Annotated in this window: 11 protein-coding genes; 4 read left to right on the top strand and 7 right to left on the bottom strand. The window is 44.3% G+C overall.

The window, feature by feature from the left end; genetic code table 11:
- From ACM0OZ_RS04580 to ACM0OZ_RS04565, 4 genes are all read right to left on the bottom strand, one after another.
- The coding region (locus tag ACM0OZ_RS04580; RefSeq protein WP_414581625.1) for a CHAT domain-containing protein at positions 1 to 2582 on the bottom strand (2582 nt) is incomplete at its 3' end.
- A gap of 341 nt (positions 2583 to 2923) precedes the next feature.
- Positions 2924 to 5794 carry a filamentous hemagglutinin N-terminal domain-containing protein gene (locus ACM0OZ_RS04575; RefSeq protein ID WP_414581624.1) on the bottom strand — a complete coding sequence of 957 codons (2871 nt, stop codon included), beginning with the start codon at positions 5792 to 5794 and terminating at the stop codon, positions 2924 to 2926.
- A gap of 10 nt (positions 5795 to 5804) precedes the next feature.
- Complete coding sequence (locus tag ACM0OZ_RS04570; RefSeq protein WP_414581623.1) at positions 5805 to 6740, bottom strand: ATP adenylyltransferase family protein; 936 nt, start codon at positions 6738 to 6740, stop codon at positions 5805 to 5807.
- A 323-nt stretch (positions 6741 to 7063) separates the two neighbouring features.
- A complete protein-coding gene (locus ACM0OZ_RS04565; RefSeq protein WP_414581622.1) occupies positions 7064 to 9826 on the bottom strand; it encodes a penicillin-binding protein 1C in 2763 nt (920 codons plus the stop codon).
- A gap of 394 nt (positions 9827 to 10220) precedes the next feature.
- Here ACM0OZ_RS04565 and ACM0OZ_RS04560 point away from each other — a divergent pair, with 394 nt between their 5' ends.
- Positions 10221 to 15959: an alpha-2-macroglobulin family protein gene (locus tag ACM0OZ_RS04560; RefSeq protein WP_414581621.1), complete on the top strand. Its 5739-nt coding sequence runs from the start codon at positions 10221 to 10223 to the stop codon at positions 15957 to 15959.
- A gap of 19 nt (positions 15960 to 15978) precedes the next feature.
- On the opposite strand, the gene ACM0OZ_RS04555 is transcribed toward ACM0OZ_RS04560, so the two are convergent.
- Both ACM0OZ_RS04555 and ACM0OZ_RS04550 read right to left on the bottom strand, forming a co-directional pair.
- Complete coding sequence (locus tag ACM0OZ_RS04555) at positions 15979 to 16194, bottom strand: type II toxin-antitoxin system HicA family toxin (protein ID WP_414581620.1); 216 nt, start codon at positions 16192 to 16194, stop codon at positions 15979 to 15981.
- A gap of 109 nt (positions 16195 to 16303) precedes the next feature.
- Positions 16304 to 16516, bottom strand: a complete 213-nt coding sequence (locus ACM0OZ_RS04550; RefSeq protein WP_414581638.1) for a HEAT repeat domain-containing protein — start codon at positions 16514 to 16516, stop codon at positions 16304 to 16306.
- Positions 16517 to 16808: 292 nt separating this feature from the next.
- On the opposite strand from ACM0OZ_RS04550, the gene ACM0OZ_RS04545 reads away from it, so the two are divergent.
- Together ACM0OZ_RS04545 and ACM0OZ_RS04540 are read left to right on the top strand one after the other, a co-directional pair.
- Complete coding sequence (locus ACM0OZ_RS04545; protein ID WP_414581619.1) at positions 16809 to 17558, top strand: LynF/TruF/PatF family peptide O-prenyltransferase; 750 nt, start codon at positions 16809 to 16811, stop codon at positions 17556 to 17558.
- The gene (locus ACM0OZ_RS04540; protein ID WP_414581618.1) at positions 17512 to 17688 is read left to right on the top strand and encodes a DUF5838 family protein; all 177 of its coding nucleotides are present in this window, start codon (positions 17512 to 17514) and stop codon (positions 17686 to 17688) included. Before ACM0OZ_RS04545 ends, ACM0OZ_RS04540 begins: the two co-directional genes overlap by 47 nt.
- A gap of 36 nt (positions 17689 to 17724) precedes the next feature.
- Here ACM0OZ_RS04540 and ACM0OZ_RS04535 read toward each other — a convergent pair whose 3' ends face one another.
- Entirely contained in the window at positions 17725 to 17991 is a 267-nt protein-coding gene (locus tag ACM0OZ_RS04535; protein WP_414581617.1) for a hypothetical protein, read from the bottom strand.
- Between the two features lie 23 nt (positions 17992 to 18014).
- On the opposite strand from ACM0OZ_RS04535, the gene ACM0OZ_RS04530 reads away from it, so the two are divergent.
- The gene (locus tag ACM0OZ_RS04530) at positions 18015 to 18218 is read left to right on the top strand and encodes a hypothetical protein (RefSeq protein ID WP_414581616.1); all 204 of its coding nucleotides are present in this window, start codon (positions 18015 to 18017) and stop codon (positions 18216 to 18218) included.
- Positions 18219 to 18257 lie beyond the last annotated feature (39 nt).

The following is an 18257-nucleotide window of genomic DNA, read 5'->3' as shown; positions in this document are numbered from 1 at the left end:
GGGCTAAATGCCACGCTCCAGACCCCAGAGCTATGCCCAGTCAGGGTTTGCGAATGCTTGCCTGTTGCCACATCCCAGAGTTTGATGGTGTTGTCATCACTGCCAGAAGCCAAGGTTTTGCCATCCGGGCTAAATGCCACGCTAGAGACCCCAGAGCTATGCCGAGTCAGGGTTTGCGAAATTTTGCCTGTTGCCACATCCCAGAGTTTGATGGTGTTGTCATCACTGCCAGAAGCCAAGGTTTTGCCATCGGGGCTAAATGCCACGCTCGAGACCCCAGAGCTATGCCCTTGCAAGCGATTGCGTTCTTTGACATTATAAACAGCGTTGAGCAAGGTAGCTACAACTTGTAGAGGAGGATTATCTTTTGAGCGCAGTGGTTTTGCGGAACGTAAAGCTTCAATGAAGGCATCAAACTTTTTGTCTTGATTCCAAAGTTCAGTGGAATAATTAGCAAGGGCTTCACTTTGACCTATCTGAATTTGTTGTGCTTGCCGCCATTGCAACCAGCTAAAGCCACCCAAGCCAGAAATAACCGCAAAAACACCAGACAGTCCAAAAACAAGAAATTGCTGCCTGCGTTTTCGTTGTCGAACGCTAACTTGAATAAAATCTCGCTCCTCCTGCGTCATTTCTTCGGTACGCTTGTGCAACCAATCTTCTGCCACAGTCAACGGCACACCACGCAACAAAGCCCCAGAGTCATGGTTGTTATTTTTCCACTCTCGTAATCCTACCTTCAGCCGTTCTTGCCAAGTGCGAAATTCACGGTTAGCATTTATCCACTTTCGCAAAGTTTCCCATTCCCGAATCAGCGCTTCATGCACCACCTCTACCGTATCTTGTGCGAAAGAGACCTCTCCCCCAACCCCTCCCCTACGAGGGGAGGGGCTTTCAATCCCCCCTTCCCTGCTAGGGAAGGGGGGCAGGGGCGTTAGGTCTCCCCCCGTCACCACCAACCGCGCTTGATACCCCGCCAAATAACTCACCAAGCCCCAATTATCTTCCCCAACTTCCGCACGAGTCGCTATACGTCGAGTATCCTCCGTCCCTTCCCCAGGACGCACTAATTGTACAAAAATTCGCTCTGCCTGTTTTTGCTGTGACTCATTAAGTTGTTGATAAACCTCTTCTGCATGATTAGCGATCGCCTTCTTAACTCCGCCAATTTCATCGTATGCTTGGTGAGTTAACACCCGGTTTTCTTGCTTCTCCCACAGTCGAGTTAAAGCAAATTCCAATAAAGGCAAATTACCCGGTTCTTGTCCCACATCATCCAAAATTCGTTGCGTCAGTTGCGCTTCTAATTGCACCTCTAACTTTTGTGCAGGTAGTGCGATCGCATCTTCTAGTTCCTCCCGTTTCATCGAACTCAACAACTGAGGTGTAAACTGCTGCAACGCATCCCGAAACGGACGGTAGGAAAGCACATAACTGTAAAAGTCAGCTCGTAAGGTGAAAACCAGTGTGAGATTTTCTTGAGAAATAGCAGCAAGCATTGCATCAGCAAAGCCTTCTTGTTCTTCCTTCTGGCAAAGAGTATAAAGTTCTTCAAACTGATCTGCAACTAATAACAGACGTTTACCACCGTTGCGTTCTTTAATGCTATACGCTACTTGCTGCAAAGTAATTCTACCCTGCTGCATATCACCTGCCAGTCCCGCCGCTTCCCGTAGTAGTCCAGTTTCACTCAGTTCTGGCTCTAATAAACGCACCAACGCACAAGCCAACTGATAAAATGGTTGATTACCAGGACGAAAAGATGAAATCAGCCAGTTTCCCTCACTTCGCAACTGGGGAATCAGTCCTGCAAACACCACAGAAGATTTACCACTACCACTCGGACCAATTACACCTACCAAAGGCTGTTTGCGAATCGTTTGAAGTAACTCATTCACAAAAGTCTCCCGTCCAAAAAAGAAAGCTGCATCCTCTTCCCCAAAAGCAGACAATCCCTGGTAAGGGTTGGGTGGAATAACATCTGTTTCAAAAGTAGTTGAGACATCAGTTAATTCATTTTTCTTCAGAACCGGAGTTTGATGCTCCATAAAAGCCATCATCTGAGATTTACCTAACTCGTAGGCATCCTCTATATCTAGCCCAGCACCTAGAGCATCGTAAAATGCCACAGCAAAGGCAATAGCTGCTTCATCACCCACAGCTTTATTCATGCCAATGACATATTTTACATATTGGCTAATAGCCTCTGCTTGCACTTCTGAATAACAAGCATTGAGAACAACACACTCCACACCCTTTCTCGCAAACAGCTTAAACATACTTGCTAGCGCGTCAGCTTGTACATACACCATCTGCTTCATCTCATTTTCGAGAACAATTCCATCCTCCGCAGCCCCGTGTCCGCTAAAGTGAACAATTTGCGGTTGAGTGTCGAGAATAGCGCGGTAAAAATCACGCGATCGCACAGCCCACTTTTGCTCTAATTTAAACTGTTTCCGCTTCTTTGCTCGTTGCAACCCCTCATCAATTTCCCGCACTTCTACATCAAGTTGCAGTTTAGAAGTATCTCTAGGATTTGCAGCCAGCAGCAAAATCGTTTTGACACGCGCTTGATTATTCATCAGGGAAGAAGTGTAATGGTTTGTAGAAGCCCGTACTATCACCAGTACCACTACAACTGCTTATCTACTCTTTACGGGCAGAGTAATTAGGACTTACACATTAAGCCACAAGTTGATAATCGGTGTTGTATGTTCCAGTCGCAAGCGCTGCACCATGTAGATACCTGAAAGTCTTATTATACAAAGATTTTAAAATTAACCAGAATTTTTTACCTACCTGCGGAATGTGGGTTCATTAAATACTGTCTCTTGTTTTTTGGGATAATATCAAGTCCGGTTAATTAGTTATTATTCCGTGGAGGAGTGCAAAAACCTTACACGTAGCTATAAATTTTTCATGGTTAAACACTACAATGAGTTGCCGGACGCCAAGAACTATGAGGCGTGACAGTAGATGCATTCGCTGTCAGAAATACCTCACCTTTGGCATTTATCACCCACCCGCTAGCTTCTACAATCGGTTGTGGTGTGGGCTTATGGGGATTGCTGCTGACACTTTGTGTAGAGCGGGTTTCATTTTCAGAGTCAACAACAATCCAGTTTGCGATCGCAGCATCACTGATCAGGGGTTCTGTGGGACTGGCTGCTAAGCCTCCACGTCCAGTAATGACAAATCTGTTTTCATGTCGATTTGCACCAGCTTGACACACTTGGGATACTTGTGGTTCCACGATATCCACTGGCAAGTTGACTAATCCCTGACTCGGGTCGATGCTGGGATTGTTGATTTCCACTGTACCATTTAACTGAGGACCTGCCTGAGAACTGGCATTAATATCGCTCAAATCAGTAAGTTCAGGACGCTTCTGGAGTCCATAAACCCCAGCAGAGGTAATCGTAATTCTACCTCCCTTCCCTTGGTCAGCGTTGGCAATAATGTCGCTATTCTCACTCTTGACGGCGAGGATGAAACCCGACGGAGCATTGATGGTGATATCTCCACCATTAGCATTGTTGCCAGCTTCAGCAGAAATCAAGCTATTGCGACGCATCAAGATAAAATCACGCACTTGCAAATCAATATTACCACCCTCACCAGAAGCAGTCGCTGCTTGTAGTTTGCCTTCGTTGTCCAGCGTAATCGAGTTAGCCCTGATGAATAATGAGCCTGCACTCCCTGTTCCTTGACTGCTGACAGTGACTTGCGATCCATCCTGAACAGTGAACTGCTCAGTCGTTATGTTCACATTTCCGCCTCGACCGGTGCCAGATGTCGTGGCAAATATCCCACTCGTCTTAGTATCGTTTGTCTGATGAGTTATGGAAATCTCATTAGCTTGAATATCTATGTCACCAGCATCACCCCGACCAGAGGTACTGGTAATAAATTGACCACCATTCGTCAACTCCACCCCTTTGGCACGAATCGTGATATTACCTCCTCGCGACGCGCTGCGGGTTTCTGCGGTTAAACTTCCCTTGTCAGATACACGTAAATTTCCAGTACTAACATTAACAGTGATGTTACCTGCTGGACCTCTAGCTCTTCGCTCACTCCGCGTTCTCAACTCACTAGCTTCAGGCGATCGACGCGGCTTCAATGCACCTAGAGATGGTTTCTTGCCAGAGATTTCGACAAATTCTTTAGCATTGATTTGAATATTACCAGATCTCTCGCCACTATTCGTTTGTGTTGACACTTGGGACCCAGCAAGGATAGAAACAGAGCGCCCATTAATATTGATATTATTAGCATTACCTTGTCCACCGGGGAAATTTGCGGCTTCACTGCCAACTTCAGTGAGGAGAAAGCTATTACGCAAAGACACTGGACCATTTGATTGTACTGTAATGTTTCCAGAATCTTTTCTGTTAAAGCTGTTGGCTGCCAGTTGGCTGTTATCAGCTAAAGACACTGATTCATTGCCTTGCAGTGATATGTTTCCTGCACCTCTGACATCAGAAAAACTGCTGCTGACAAGAAAAGCATTTGATAAAGAGATAGAACCGTTGGCTTTGAGTGATATATCTCCGCCCCCTAGTCCGTTTCTTATGCTGAAAGTCGAAATTACCTTGTCTTCCGGGCTGACATCTTGCCCAATTAACGAAATTGAGCCAGTTGCTTCCAGTGATACGTCTCCACCACGTCCTTTTCCCTGAGGCTGAGTATTGAGTGCCGGCTCAACAGTCGAATTAGGTTTTCTGGCAACATTATTTATAGAAATATCTCCAGCGCGAATATAAATGTTTCCCGCACTACCAACGCCACCAGTATTAACAACATTAACAATCTGGCTCTGCTGATTGATTTTCACTGTTCCAGTAACATCGAGCGTAACGTCTCCCCCTGGTGAACTACTTGCTGTTAAGCCTTTTTCTATACCAGCAAAAATTGTACTTCCTTCCAACAGGTCTATGTTACGAGCGGTGATTCCGACTCTACCCGCTCCTTTATCGCTGACATTAACTGAAGCGTTGTTGATAAACGATACATCGGCTCTCTGTATATCTAAGGGAAAACTCAAGGCAAGATTGTTGTCACGACTCTCAAGCCCTACCTTTCCCGAACCTGCGACTCCCCCCAACTCCACTGCACCATTGGGAGCCTGCAATGTTCCATTGTCCAAGCTCACATTGCCGCCTAATAATAACAAACTCCTACTATTAGGAACCGATAGCGTGGCTTTATTGACTTGAATAGAATTAATTTGTTGATTGGCAATTTGATTAAATAAAAAGGCATTGGGATTGACATTTAGTAATTGAGATGGTAAAGGTTCTAGTGGATTTGCACTGAAAATGTCACCATTGGTTAAGCCAATACCATTAGCTGTCGTTCCTACAAACGAACCCCTAATATCCAAACGAGCATTTTCTCCAAAGATGATTCCATTGGGATTCATGAGAAACAGGTTGGCATGACCGCCTATGACACCCAAGATACCAAAAATTTTGGAGGGGTTTGTTCCCGTGACTCGAGTCAAAATGTTCTCAATGCCAGCAGTATTGGTAAAATAGGCTCCTCGTCCTGAATCAACATTAAATTCGCGAAAACTGTGGAAGAGATTAACTCCTCGAGTTGCCCCACCAGAAATGACTTCGCTGTTGATACCATTAATATTGACACTGGGTGTGACTACGGTTGTATCAGCACCCAAGGTGTTATCAACTGTGATATTGCTTTGAGCTAGTGCAGATTCGCCTGACAAACCAAGAGCTTCACCAATGACCAAACAAGTTCCTAGGGCGAACCAAAAGCTCTTATACCACATGTGTCTGCTCCTATTTTATTGGTATGGCGACCCTCTCTAGTAGGGTCATAGGTCCAAGATCTTTGATAATCTGCATTTGTTGCTCGTTTCGTACGAAAAGGGAACCCGCAAATCCCAGTGAGTTGACGGCGATGGACTCGAAAGATTCATGCGATCGCGGTACAATCAACATCCATTGCCGTGTAACCAGAAGATTGTACGCACCAGATTGCCTGTTTGAACTTATGTCACCGTTTTTTAGGCTCAAATCACGCAGCATCTTATTATAGCACAAAAGCGTTGCTTGAGCCGCTTGTAATGGAGATTTTGCCCAATCAGGGTCTAGTCTTGTAAAGGCGTGTACAAAAGGAAGTTCCGGTATAGTGCCAACATTTTGAAATTTGGCAGATGCAAGCAGAGGTTCAATGGGTATCTGCGGTTCAGTGGGTACGAGTGGAAGTGGAACAAGTTGCAAGTGCTTGTGTCGCTGACTCGCACCTGCGGTCTTACCACCATTGTAAAATACTAAACCATCAATTTGGGCTAAACATGCCCACATCGCTGTAAAATCTTGCAGCGTCAGTAAAGTTTCTTGTTCCTCAAACGCACGCGTGATGAGCAGCAGGTGATAATCAGCAACGTTGTATTTGTTCAAGATGCATACATGGGTGTCGGAAATATCCGCAACAAATAAATCCTCCTCATAGGGAAGAAAAGGATTGAACTCCTTACCAGAAGAGGTGGTTTGTTTTTCCTGTTTCTGCTTAGCTGCCTCTTTACGCGCAAGGTTGGATAAAACTCGCACCAAGAAGCGAACGCCTCCCTGTTCTACGAACTCATACTCTGTTGGAATTGACACCAGCGCTTTGCATCGGAGAGCATGCTCAGTCTGCTCTATAACACGTTTCCACAACGTGCCTGGTTCCAGTAAAATTTCTGTGTGTGCAGTTAGTTTTTGTTCTTGCATGGTGAGATATTTTAACAGTAGAGTGTTTGTTATACTGCGTTTTTTATACAAATTTATTAAACCAACTGCTAAGACGCATAGATATCCAACGGACGGCTTATTTAACAGTTACCAGTTATCAGTTATCAGTGAGCCAGCGCTGCAGGAGGGTCTCCCTCCGTAGGCGACTGGCGAACCCGAAGGGTTATCAGTTTCATCGTTGGGGGAAACACCACACCAAGAGCACCAGAGAGCGTTGGTGGCGGGTTTAAATCCCCCACCATAGCAGGCGTCACTGCGTAGGTAGCTGTTCACTGTTTTAAGGGTAGGGTAGGACATTTTTGTTAAGGATTACCAAGAGAAAAGCCCCGACGTGTGGGTTTTACGCTTGCTAATTCTACTTGAAAACTCACCTGATCACTCATTCCACCATTTTTCGCTTCCAATGTCCATGTACCAGGGCGCAGAGTCCAAAATACAGAATGAGATGATGTAGCTAACTTTTCACCATTCAGCCACCACTCCACAGCCGCTGCGGATGTTCCTGCAAGCTTAAACTCCAGTCTTTGCTTCGTCTCGTCACCTGGATACACCAAGAATACATCGTCCTGATGAGGAGATAGAATCTTTAGCTTGTTATGGCGGTTTTCATTTGAGTCGAAGACATCAGGCGTGTGAGAATGTGGTAAATTGTGTGAATCTGTATCAGAAATTGAAATAGAAGTCAAACTAGATTGGTCTTGCCTTGCCAACCACTCATCATACTCACCAGACAAAGTGAAACGGTTCTGACGTTCATACTCCCCAAGGTTTTCTGCGTAAAAATATTCCTGTACTACTGAAGAACAATCTGGTGTTGGTCGTAACCCCGAATTTGCACAGATGGGTAATTGTACCATATCTTTTGGAGGGGGAAAACTTGCTGGTTCTTGATGCTCATGTAGGTGTAGTATAATCCGATTCCACAAAGGTGCTGCTCCTGTGACTCCAGAAACCTGGCGCATTGGATCGCCATCGAAATTACCTACCCAAGTGGCGACGGTGTAGTCAGTGGTAAATCCAACCGTCCAAGTATCGCGAAAATTCGAGGAAGTGCCAGTTTTAACAGCAGCAGGAAACGGTAAACTCAGCACTGAGTCTACACCAAATGCTGTTGCACGTGCATGGCGATCGCTTAGCATATCAGTCATTAATTGCCATGTCGTCACCCCACCCCCAGCCCCTCCCCGCAAGCGAGGAGGGGAGTAAATGCCCCCCTCTCTGCTTGCGGAGAGGAGCCAGCGCCGTGCGGGGGTTTCCCCCGTTGAGGCGACTGGCGTGGGGATTAGGGGGTGAGGTTCTAGTTGATTAAATGTAGTTATCAGCGACGTTGCTTCTCCCAGTCGTGCCATAGTGAGATAAGCTCTAGCCAACTCCCATAAACTGACTTCGCCACTACCCAAAGTCAATCCTAACCCGTAGTATTCTGCGCTTTGGTTGAGGTGTTCAAACCTCAACTCGTGGAGACGATCCAAAAAAGCCTGCACACCAACTTTTTCTAGCACTCGTACAGCTGGTACATTCAGGGAATTTGCCAAAGCCACACGCACCCGCACTGGTCCGAGGAAGCTTTTGGTATAATCTGTAGGACTGTAGAGTTTTGCACCGGGAATTGCGTAGTGAGCAGGGACATCTGCCAGAATTGTATTTGGGCGAATCACACCTTTTTCCAAAGCCAACTCATACAGAAACGGCTTGAGAGTAGAACCTGGTTGACGCAGCGCCTGAACACCATCATTCCTTCCCTGCTTTGCTTCATTAAAGTAATCAGGCGAACCGACATAAGCCAAAACTTCCCCGGTGTGGTTATCAATCACCAAAGCAGCTGCATCATGGACATTGTTAGCAGCAAGGCTGGAAAGTACTTGCTGCACCTGTGCTTCCACAAACTGTTGCAAGGGACGATCTATGGTGGTGCGGATAGGGCTAGAATTCCTCACCGATTTTGCCCCTCCCTGCTTGGGCTTCTGACTTTTCACGTCATCTGGAAAAACCAACGCGGAACCTAACCCCCCAGCCCCCTTCCCTAATAGGGAAGGGGGAGAATTAAAAGCCTCTCTCAGTATAAAAGCTGCTCCTCTTCCCTCCCCTTTTAGGGGAGGGTTAGGGAGAGGTGGAGAGAGGTTTGGAGAGAGGTTCTCCAGAACCTGTGAAAAGTAAGGCTTGCGCTTAGGGGTTAGGGGTGGGGTGCTTTGCTGACTTGCTAGCCAAAACAAAAAATGTGGTGCAGCAATAATTCCTCGTTTGCGAGACTGAAACGAAATTTCTTCAGCATATGCTCGTTCTGCTTGAGAGCGAGTGATGTACCTATCTTGTACCATACGATTGAGAACGTATTTCTGCCGCTGCTTTAAGCGTTGATAATGTTGCAGTGGGTCAAAGTAAGTGGGATTATTAGGGATAGCAGCGAGCAAACTAGCTTGAGCAAGATTCAGATCGTTCGCAGGTATGGAAAAATAGGTACGAGCAGCTGCTTCCACACCATAGATATTCCCTCCCATTGGTAAACGATTGATGTAAGAAGAGAGGATTTCATCTTTGTTCATTCCAGCGACTAACCGCCAAGAAAGCCAAATTTCTTGAATTTTGCCTGATAGGGTGCGCGAGACTGGATCTAACATCCGCGCCAACTGCATGGTAATTGTAGAAGCACCGGAAACAATTCTTTGAGTGTGTATTGCGTCCTTAAGTGCGCGGGCTGCTGCTTTGAGATCCAGCGCCCCATGATCATAAAAGTCCCCATCTTCTGCTGCGAGAATGGCGTGGATAAAATGGGAAGACACTTGATTTAATGGCACCACAGATGTATGCTCTTGGTCACGAGTAAGCAACGTTCCCAGTGGTAATCCATTGCGATCCGTAAATTCGAGTGCGAGTTGCTGTTGTGCGATATCTGCGGTGTGAATGGGAGCGAAATATGGGAGTAAGCGCACTGTCAGGCATATCAGCAGTAAGCCAATGATAACTTTGCCTCTTGTGCGATTGGCTTTGCCACTGCCCTTAGGGCGATCGCGCTGATGCCAAATTTTCTTTCTCATCTGAACAAGCCACCCCAAACCTAACCCCATCAATGAATCCCCTGCACAGCAAGACATACCTTAAATTTTGCGCTATGGTTCTGACAGAATCAGGAAATATTTCCAAGCTGTAACAATAAAGCTTTATAGCCCTTTTCATCTGAATGAAGTAATTATTTATCTGTGTCCATCTGTGTCCATCTGTGGTTTAATTTTTACTCTTCTTAATGTTGCAATCTATTTAATATTTACATAATACTTCATATAAAAAATCTATCCATTTCCGGAACAATCAGACTAGCTTGGGTATCAATGTAAATCATCCTTATATAGCTTTGTCGCGTGGGCATTGTCCACGACACTTTCGCTTGTCATAATTTTTAAATTTTTAATTGCTTAAACTTTAATACTATACGTCGTGCTAAATATGTTCATAAGAATTTTTATGCAGTCTCTGCTATTCCTAACACTTATGCTAGGAATAGCAAACTGTCATTTTGTTAACATCTCCCCAGGAAGAGAGCAACTTCCTACGGTTTCACAACTCGCACCGCCGCAATTACCAGATTGGATCGAACAGATTAGCCCATTTGCAGACACGAAATCTCTGAACCAAATCCGCATCCGGTTTCAAGAACCTTTAATTCCCGTTGAAAGTCTTGATAGTCCAGAACAACAAAGTTTGTTACAAAAGTTTGAAATATTACCACCTATACCTGGTCATTTTAGATTTTTGACACCGCGTATGGTGGGATTTCAAGCTGATGAAGCCATGCCAAAAGCGACGCGGTTTCAAGTTACCCTGAAAGCAGGCATGGCGGATTTAAAAAATCACCGTCTCGACAAAGATTTGGCTTGGACTTTCAATACTGAACCTATCCAAATAACTAACTTACCTGGTAAAAATCCTATAGAAAAGTCTGAACTTGAACCGATTGATTTACAGGACAAATTGCAATTCACCTCGAATACAGAACTAGATTTAGCTTCGGTACAGAAGCATTTACAACTGATTCCCCAAGGAAAAAACAAGGGTGTGCGGTTTAAGGTAGAATTTGCCAAAGAAGAGAAACCATCGGAACCTCTAGACCCTTTGGAAAAATTCGATTCTTCAACACGTAAATGGATTTATAACTTAACTCTGCAAGAAAATTTACAAAAAGCGACGAATTATCGCCTAGAATTTTCTCCTGGGATACGTCCAGCTTATGGTAATTTACCCAGTGAGCAAACATTTGTCAGTAAGTTATCAACTTATTCTCCCTTACATTTTCAGGGGATTAAGTTTTATGGTCAACCAGATGCTGGTGGAAGCTATGGAAGATTTGTGAATGGTAGCCCTCAGCTTGAATTTAACAATGGCTTAGTTGCTGAATCAGCTATTGAAAATATTAAAATTAATCCTGCACCAAAATCTATTCCACGAATTATACAAGCAATTGATCAAGAAAAAATTATCACTATCAATCCTTATGCTTTAGAACCTGCAACGACTTATACATTTACTATTGGTGCGAATCTCAAAGATAAGTTTGGGCAGACTTTGGGTAACCCTGTCACAGCGAAATATGACACTGGAGATTTGGCAGGAAGTCTCTGGGTTCCTGAAGGTTTAAATATTTTCCCATCTGCGAAAGACTTACGGTTAAATATTGCTACAACAAATTTGCCAGAATCAAATTACAAAGCAGCTTATAAAGTTGTTCAACCAACAGATTTAGTTTATTTCAATTCTGCTTATCCCAGGGGCAATGGTAATGATTTATTAGCAAAACCAAGTGACTGGGAAAGCTTCAAAGTATCAGATAAGAAAAATCAGCAAGTTGAAGTTGCTGTTCCTATCAGAGAAAAACTTGGTGCTGCTACAGGAATGTTAGCTTATGGAGTACAAGCACGCACGAATACTTATAAAGAAAATGGAAAAGAACTGTGGCGAGAACCTACGACTTATGGAATGGTTCAACTGACGAATTTGGGTGTGTTTACACAGTGGTTTCCCGAATCAGGTTTTATTAGAGTTCATCACCTTGCTGATGGTTCACCAGTCAAATCTGCTGCTGTCGAAATTTATCAATCACAATTAGAGTCAAAATCTCGCCCTCAACCTGTACCTTGTGCTTCAGGTAAAACTGATGATAATGGCACACTAAGGATAAATCGTGAAAATTTGCGTCAGTGTTTTGCAGGAAATAAAAGCTTTACAAAAGAACCTCAATTGTTAGTTATTGCGCGTGAAAATCAAGATTGGGCGTTTGCTCGCACTGAAGAATATAGCGGTGCTTTTGGCTATGGACTTGATGCAGGTTGGGAGAATGGTAAGCCTGTCTCGCGGGGAATTATCTTCTCAGATAGACAGTTATATCAACCAGGAGAAAAAGCTTCGTTGACTGGTTTCGCTGACTACTTGCAAAATGGCGAAATCAAGCAGGATAAAAATGCTGTTTATCAATTAACGCTTGTCAATCCGGATGGACAGAAGACAGATTTAGGTACGAAAACAACAAATGAATTTGGTACGTTTTCTCTAGAATTACCAACCAATAAAACTCAACGTTTAGGCTACTATACCATCCAGGCGAAAGGGAAAAACGGACAAGAAATTTCTGGTGAATTTCGCGTGGCTGAATTTAAACCGCCTAATTTCAAAGTAGAACTGGATTTGGATAAAGAATTTGTCTTAATTAACGACAAGGTAGAAGCGAAATCTACAAGTCAGTATTTATTTGGTTCTCCTGTGGAAGGAGGACAAGCGAAATATTTTGTGACTCGTCAGCAAACTCGTTTTATCCCGAAAGGTTGGGAGGAATATTCTTTTGGCAGACAATGGTTATTTCCTGAGGAACCGCCTTCTGTACCAAGCGATGTGTTGCAAACGAATGCAGAACTTGATGCAAATGGTAAAAGTAACCAAACGCTAACTGTGGCGAAAGATTTACCTTATCCGATGATTTATCGTGTTGATGTGCAAGTGGCAGACGTTTCTAATCTGTCTGTGGCGAATTCTAAAACTTTTACAGCATTGCCAAGCGATCGCCTGATTGGTTTAAAAACTCATTTCGTTGCTGAGGCTGGCAAAGATATTCCCATCATAGTCATCGTCACTGATTCTACAGGAAAACCACTTCCAGGTCAACGGGTGCGTCTGGAACTACAACAGATGAAATATAGTAGTGTGACTCAGTTAGTAGAAGGGAGTCGGACGGGAAAAAACCAAGTTGAATACAAGACAGTAGGACAAACAGAAGTTACATCTACAAACAGTCCTCAATCTGTAACGCTGACACCAAAAGAATCTGGTTCCTACCGTATCCGTGCTAATTTTAGCGATGCTAGGGATGATTTAGGCGCAACAGATTTGCAAATTTGGGCAACTGGTGAAAATCCAGTGTATTGGGGTGAGGGAGAAAAAGACCGACTGGAAATTAAACTCGACAAAACTACCTTCAAAGCAGGTGAAACTGTTACTGCGTTGATTCAATCTCCTTATCCAGAAGGAGAACTGTACTTTGCTGTCGTCAAGGACAAACCCCTTTATCAACAGATTACCAAAGTTAAGGGAGGCGCACCGCAAATTAAATTCCAAGTCACACCAGAAATGTTGCCAAATGCAGCTGTACAAGCTGTGTTGGTAAGACAAGGTGCGCCTCTTAACCAGTTGGAACCAGGAAGTTTAGACAACCTGTTGCGGATAGGCTTTGCTTCCTTTAAAGTGAACTTGGAAGACAAGTATTTAAAAGTGCAAGTGACTCCACTGCAAACATCGCTAGAACCTGGTGCAGAACAAACTCTACAACTAGAACTCAAAGACAACCAAGGAAACCCCAGCAAAGGACAGTTCACAGTCATGGTTGTGAATGAAGCGGTGTTACAGCTTTCTGGTTATCGTCCGCCGAATTTAATAGATATAGTTTACGCTGAACAGCCGATATCTACCCGCTTTAGCGATAACCGAAGAAATGTCGTAGTTGATCAACAAAATATAGCCAAACCCAAAGGTTGGGGTTATGGTGGTGGATTGTCAGCAGGTGCAGCAAATACCCGCGTCCGTACAGATTTTCAGTCTCTAGCTTACTACAATGGTTCTGTCCTTACAGATGCTACGGGTAAAGCACAAGTCACATTTAAACTACCGGATGACTTAACCACATGGCGCGTGATGGCGATCGCCACTGATGGAAATCTACGTTTCGGCAACTCCGAAGCGACTTTCATCACAACTAAGCCGTTGATCACTAACGCCATACTGCCACAATTTGCACGTCCTGGCGATCGCATCCTCGCTGGCTTATCCGTCACCAACAACACTGGTAACACAGGAAGTTTAACAATTCATGGTGAACTCGGCGGTACAGTCAAGTTTGCTGAGAATAACCCCACATCTGCGAATTTGCAAACCCAGGCTGAAACGGCTACCCGTGCATATCGCTTTCCGATGGTAGCAGGTAGTGTGGGAGAAGGCAAGGTTCGCTTTACGACTCAATTAAATCGTACAGCAGCAGATGCTTTTGAAGTGCCTTTGGAGATTAAGCCCATAGAAATCACAGAACAAGTGATTGAGACAGGCGTCACTGCAAATCAGGCGAAGATTCCTTTAAATGTTGACAAAAACACTTTCCCTGATGCGGGAGGCTTAGATATTCAACTGGCAAGTACCCTGATACCAGAGATTAAAGCACCAGCACAACAAGTTTGGGAAGATGATGATTTGCCTTTCGCAGAACCTGCGGCGAGTCAGTTACTCATTGCATCTAATCTGCAAACTTTATCTCAAAAATACAGCCAGACTTTTGCAGATTTTCATCCTAGCAAACGTGCCTCCCAAACTCTTGGGCAATTGCAAAAACTTCAGCTAGCGGATGGTGGCTTTGCTGCTTATCCTGGACAACAAAAGTCAGATCCTTGGGTTTCTTCCTATGCAGCCCAGTCTCTAGCTTTAGCTAATCAGGCGTTTCCGGATTTGGTAGATACTAAAATGGTATCTCGTCTCAAAGGATATTTGCAAAGAATGCTGGCGAACCCCGGACAATACGACTTTTGCAAACAGCAGCCATGTAAAAGTCAACTGCAACTTAATGCTTTGATGGCTTTGGCAGAATTGGGAGACAAGCGCAATACTTTCCTTGCAGATATCTATCGCCAACGCGACGCCTTTGATGTCGTGACTCAGATTAAACTGACGCGATACTTATCGCAGTTCCCAGAATGGCAAGATGAATCGAAACAATTGTTGAGCCAGTTGCAACAAAATATATATGATACTGGTCGTACAGCTGTTATCAGTTTACCGCGCAGTTGGGGATGGATGAGTTCACCGACGACGGCGCAAGCACAAGCTTTACGCCTGTTTGTTACCCAGCAGTACAAACCGGAAGTTATCGATAGGTTATTGCAAAGTCTGTTGGCACTACGTCGCAATGGGACATGGCAGACTGATTATAACAATGCCCAAGCGCTTACAGCTTTGGTGGAATACAGCCAACTGCAACCAACACCACCGAATTTTGTTGCTACAGTGGAATTGGCGGGTAAAAAGTTGGGAGAAAGACGCTTTGAAGGTTACAGTAATCCCAGCTTAGAAGTGAATTTGCCTATGAATAAGTTACCACGTGGGCGTCATGATTTGCAACTGCGAAAATCTGGAAATGGCACTTTGCACTATTTAGTCGCTTATCGCTACCGCTTACAGGGAAATCAACCAGGGAGATTTAACGGTTTACGAATTACAAGAGAAATTCGCCCTGCCGTTTCCAGCCTGAGTCAGGGAACGAGAGATAAAGTGTTGCAATTTGGTTTATACGCTTCTGATAAACCTTTGACTGTAGAAACTGGACAGGTGTTTGATATTGGTTTAGAAATTATTGCCGATCATCCTGTGAATCATGTGATAATTAGCGACCCGTTACCAGCTGGTTTTGAAGCGGTGGATGCGAGTTTTCAAACTACGACACCTACATTACAGGCAAAAGCAGACAGTTGGCAACTTGGTTTCAGGACTATCCATCGCGATCGCATTATCGCCTACGCCGACCACCTAGAACCAGGCGTTTACAGCCTCCACTACTTAGTACGTTCTGTGACTCCGGGTACATTCCTCTATCCTGGGGCGCAAGTCCACCTGCAATATGCACCAGAAGAGTTTGGGCGTACTGCTGATTCTACAGTCGTGTTGGGGGAGAAGTCGTGATAATGAATGCCATTTTTGACTACAACAAATCTAAAAATTGCTCAACATCTGTACGAGCCTGCTTTAAAATTCGAGCTAGGGTGGAACGCTTAACTGGTCGATGAGCTGGCACTGTCAATTTCAATACTTTATCTGGCAAGGTTTTTTCCAGTCTGATGTGACTACCGCGCTGACGCACAACTACCCATCCATCCCGTTCTAAAGCAGCAATAATCTTAGTGTAGAGACGTTCCATGGAACGTCTCTACAAAGGTTGTGATTTTTGCAAATTGTCTTATCGGCAACGGTATTGGGTTATGGTAACGGAAGCTAATCTACTGTGCCAACTATATAGTTATTTTTCTCTAAACTATCACAGAAATCTTACGCAATTTTTCCAACAGCTTAACTGCTTCCTCACGCACCCAAGAATCCTCATCTTGCAGCAGCGCCAGTAGTCCTTGCAGCACTGGTTCTGAGGCATTACCTAACTTGCCCAACGCCTCGGCAGCAATGGCACGTACCTCAGAATCTTCATCTTTCAAAATGCACCAGAAGAGTTTGGGCGTACTGCTGATTCTACAATCGTGTTGGAGGACAAGTCGTATTGACCAGAAAGAAAAAGGTACAAGCCCCCAACTTCAGTTATGGAAAAAGAAAAAATGTATTTCATCGAGTAGGCGCAAGAAATACGGCGTCCGCTGAGGGCGCAAAGGCGAAGCCCCTAAAGAAGCCCCTAACGTAGAGAAACACTTCCCGACATTCGCGTCGCAAGAGTTTAAATTCGCGATTGTTGCAACGGGTAGTGATGTGGTAAGAGTATCCTGCTTTGATATTGCGAGGTTTTCTTGGCATAAGGAACTTTAAAAAATGCTTGCAGAAGATTATGTATTAATCGGTAACAATAAAAATCTACGTTATATTGCTGAACATAAACGAGTTTTTGAAGTTGAACATCTTTATCCCCTAGATATCTTGGAGACTTTTGGCCAACAGGTTCACGATTGGGGGCTTGAGTGTTCCTGTAAGATTGATAAAGATAAACTTTATCCAGCCCGTTTCAATCTCTTTCGCAATCAACCGAATTCTGAACATTACCAAACAGTACTTAACTTCTTTCGCTCAGTTGAAGCACGAGCTGATGTCAAGTTTAACTATCAACGACTCCAACATTTTCTGGGTAATGACTTTGATTTTAGCCGAGTTGGACAAATTTTAGTCGGTGTTGATTTGCGAAGAGAATTCGAGGCTTCCCGACTGAAATTTTGGTTTCTCATTCAAAATTATCCCCAGAAATTAGCAACAGCAATTGCCCTATGCCAACCCCCGCAAGAATTACAGACATTGCTGATTGATGATTCCGTGGTAGTCGGGTTTGATTTCTACTTCAATGGTCGTAGCGAAATTGAGGTTTATCCAAGTATTCGTGGAGAGAAATTTAAACAAGTTGATGTACAAATAAAGTTAGCAAAAGTTTTCTCGCCTAAAGCATTGCAACTTTTAGATGGCTGTTGGTCATTAGTGATTGGTTTTAGCCAAGCTAACCCAGAAAAAGTCCTTTATTATCGTACCCGTGACCCCAACAACTTTATTCCCAAACTACGCTGCGGAGCAAGCTAATCGAGTTCATGCTTATTATCGAGAGCAACCTGTAAGCGGAACGATTATTGGGCTGCGGGAAAAAGAAATAATAGCTGAGAGGATCGAAAACTTAAATCTTTATTACCAGATGAGCAATAGTTTAACCTAAGCACTGTTTAAGTAAGTGTGCTTTAGCCCCAAAAGTTCAAGAGGCGAAATCAGAGCGATCGCTCCCCAAAATTAGTATTGGGATTTGTGCGATCGCCCTTGGCGGCGAGAAAGCTGGAGCATCGCCCTGATGAAAAATTTCTGTCAAATTGCGGCGATACACACAAGCCAAAGCCAGAGACTTATCCCTTGACTGAAATAGGCTTAGCGATGAGATTTGCTTTGTGGTTGGCGATCGCTCTTTGTGTTCAAAGCGTAGGTGATAGATTTGTTTTGTCAGAGGCGATCGCGCTCTTGTGTTCAAAGCGTAGGTGATAGATTTGTTTTGTGGAAGGCGATCTGCTGAACGTGAGTGCGTGCGCTTTGCGCGTAAGGCAGCAGCGAAGCGATCGCTTGACTCAAAGCGATGGTGAAATGAATTTGCTTTGTCAGAGGCGATCTGCCATTGGCAGCAGCGTTCCCGCAGCGTCTCGTAGAGAAGCGATCGCTCTTTGTGTTCAAAGTGTGTGCTTGGTGACTAAAACACCGTGATAGATAATATAAATATGAAGTATTAGCCCTTTTTTTGGC

The organism is Scytonema sp. PCC 10023, from assembly GCF_963920835.1.
Lineage (GTDB): Bacteria > Cyanobacteriota > Cyanobacteriia > Cyanobacteriales > Nostocaceae > Kalymmatonema.
Note: the sequence above shows the minus strand (reverse complement) of the source record. Positions and strands in the feature narration are given on the sequence as shown.

Coding starts and splice junctions, on each gene's coding strand:
- ACM0OZ_RS04575 (WP_414581624.1), bottom strand. CDS start 5,794: ATGTGGTATAAGAGCTTTTGGTTCGCCCTAGGAACTTGTTTGGTCATT.
- ACM0OZ_RS04565 (WP_414581622.1), bottom strand. CDS start 9,826: ATGGGGTTAGGTTTGGGGTGGCTTGTTCAGATGAGAAAGAAAATTTGG.
- ACM0OZ_RS04555 (WP_414581620.1), bottom strand. CDS start 16,194: ATGGAACGTCTCTACACTAAGATTATTGCTGCTTTAGAACGGGATGGA.
- ACM0OZ_RS04570 (WP_414581623.1), bottom strand. CDS start 6,740: ATGCAAGAACAAAAACTAACTGCACACACAGAAATTTTACTGGAACCA.
- ACM0OZ_RS04545 (WP_414581619.1), top strand. CDS start 16,809: ATGCTTGCAGAAGATTATGTATTAATCGGTAACAATAAAAATCTACGT.
- ACM0OZ_RS04560 (WP_414581621.1), top strand. CDS start 10,221: ATGCAGTCTCTGCTATTCCTAACACTTATGCTAGGAATAGCAAACTGT.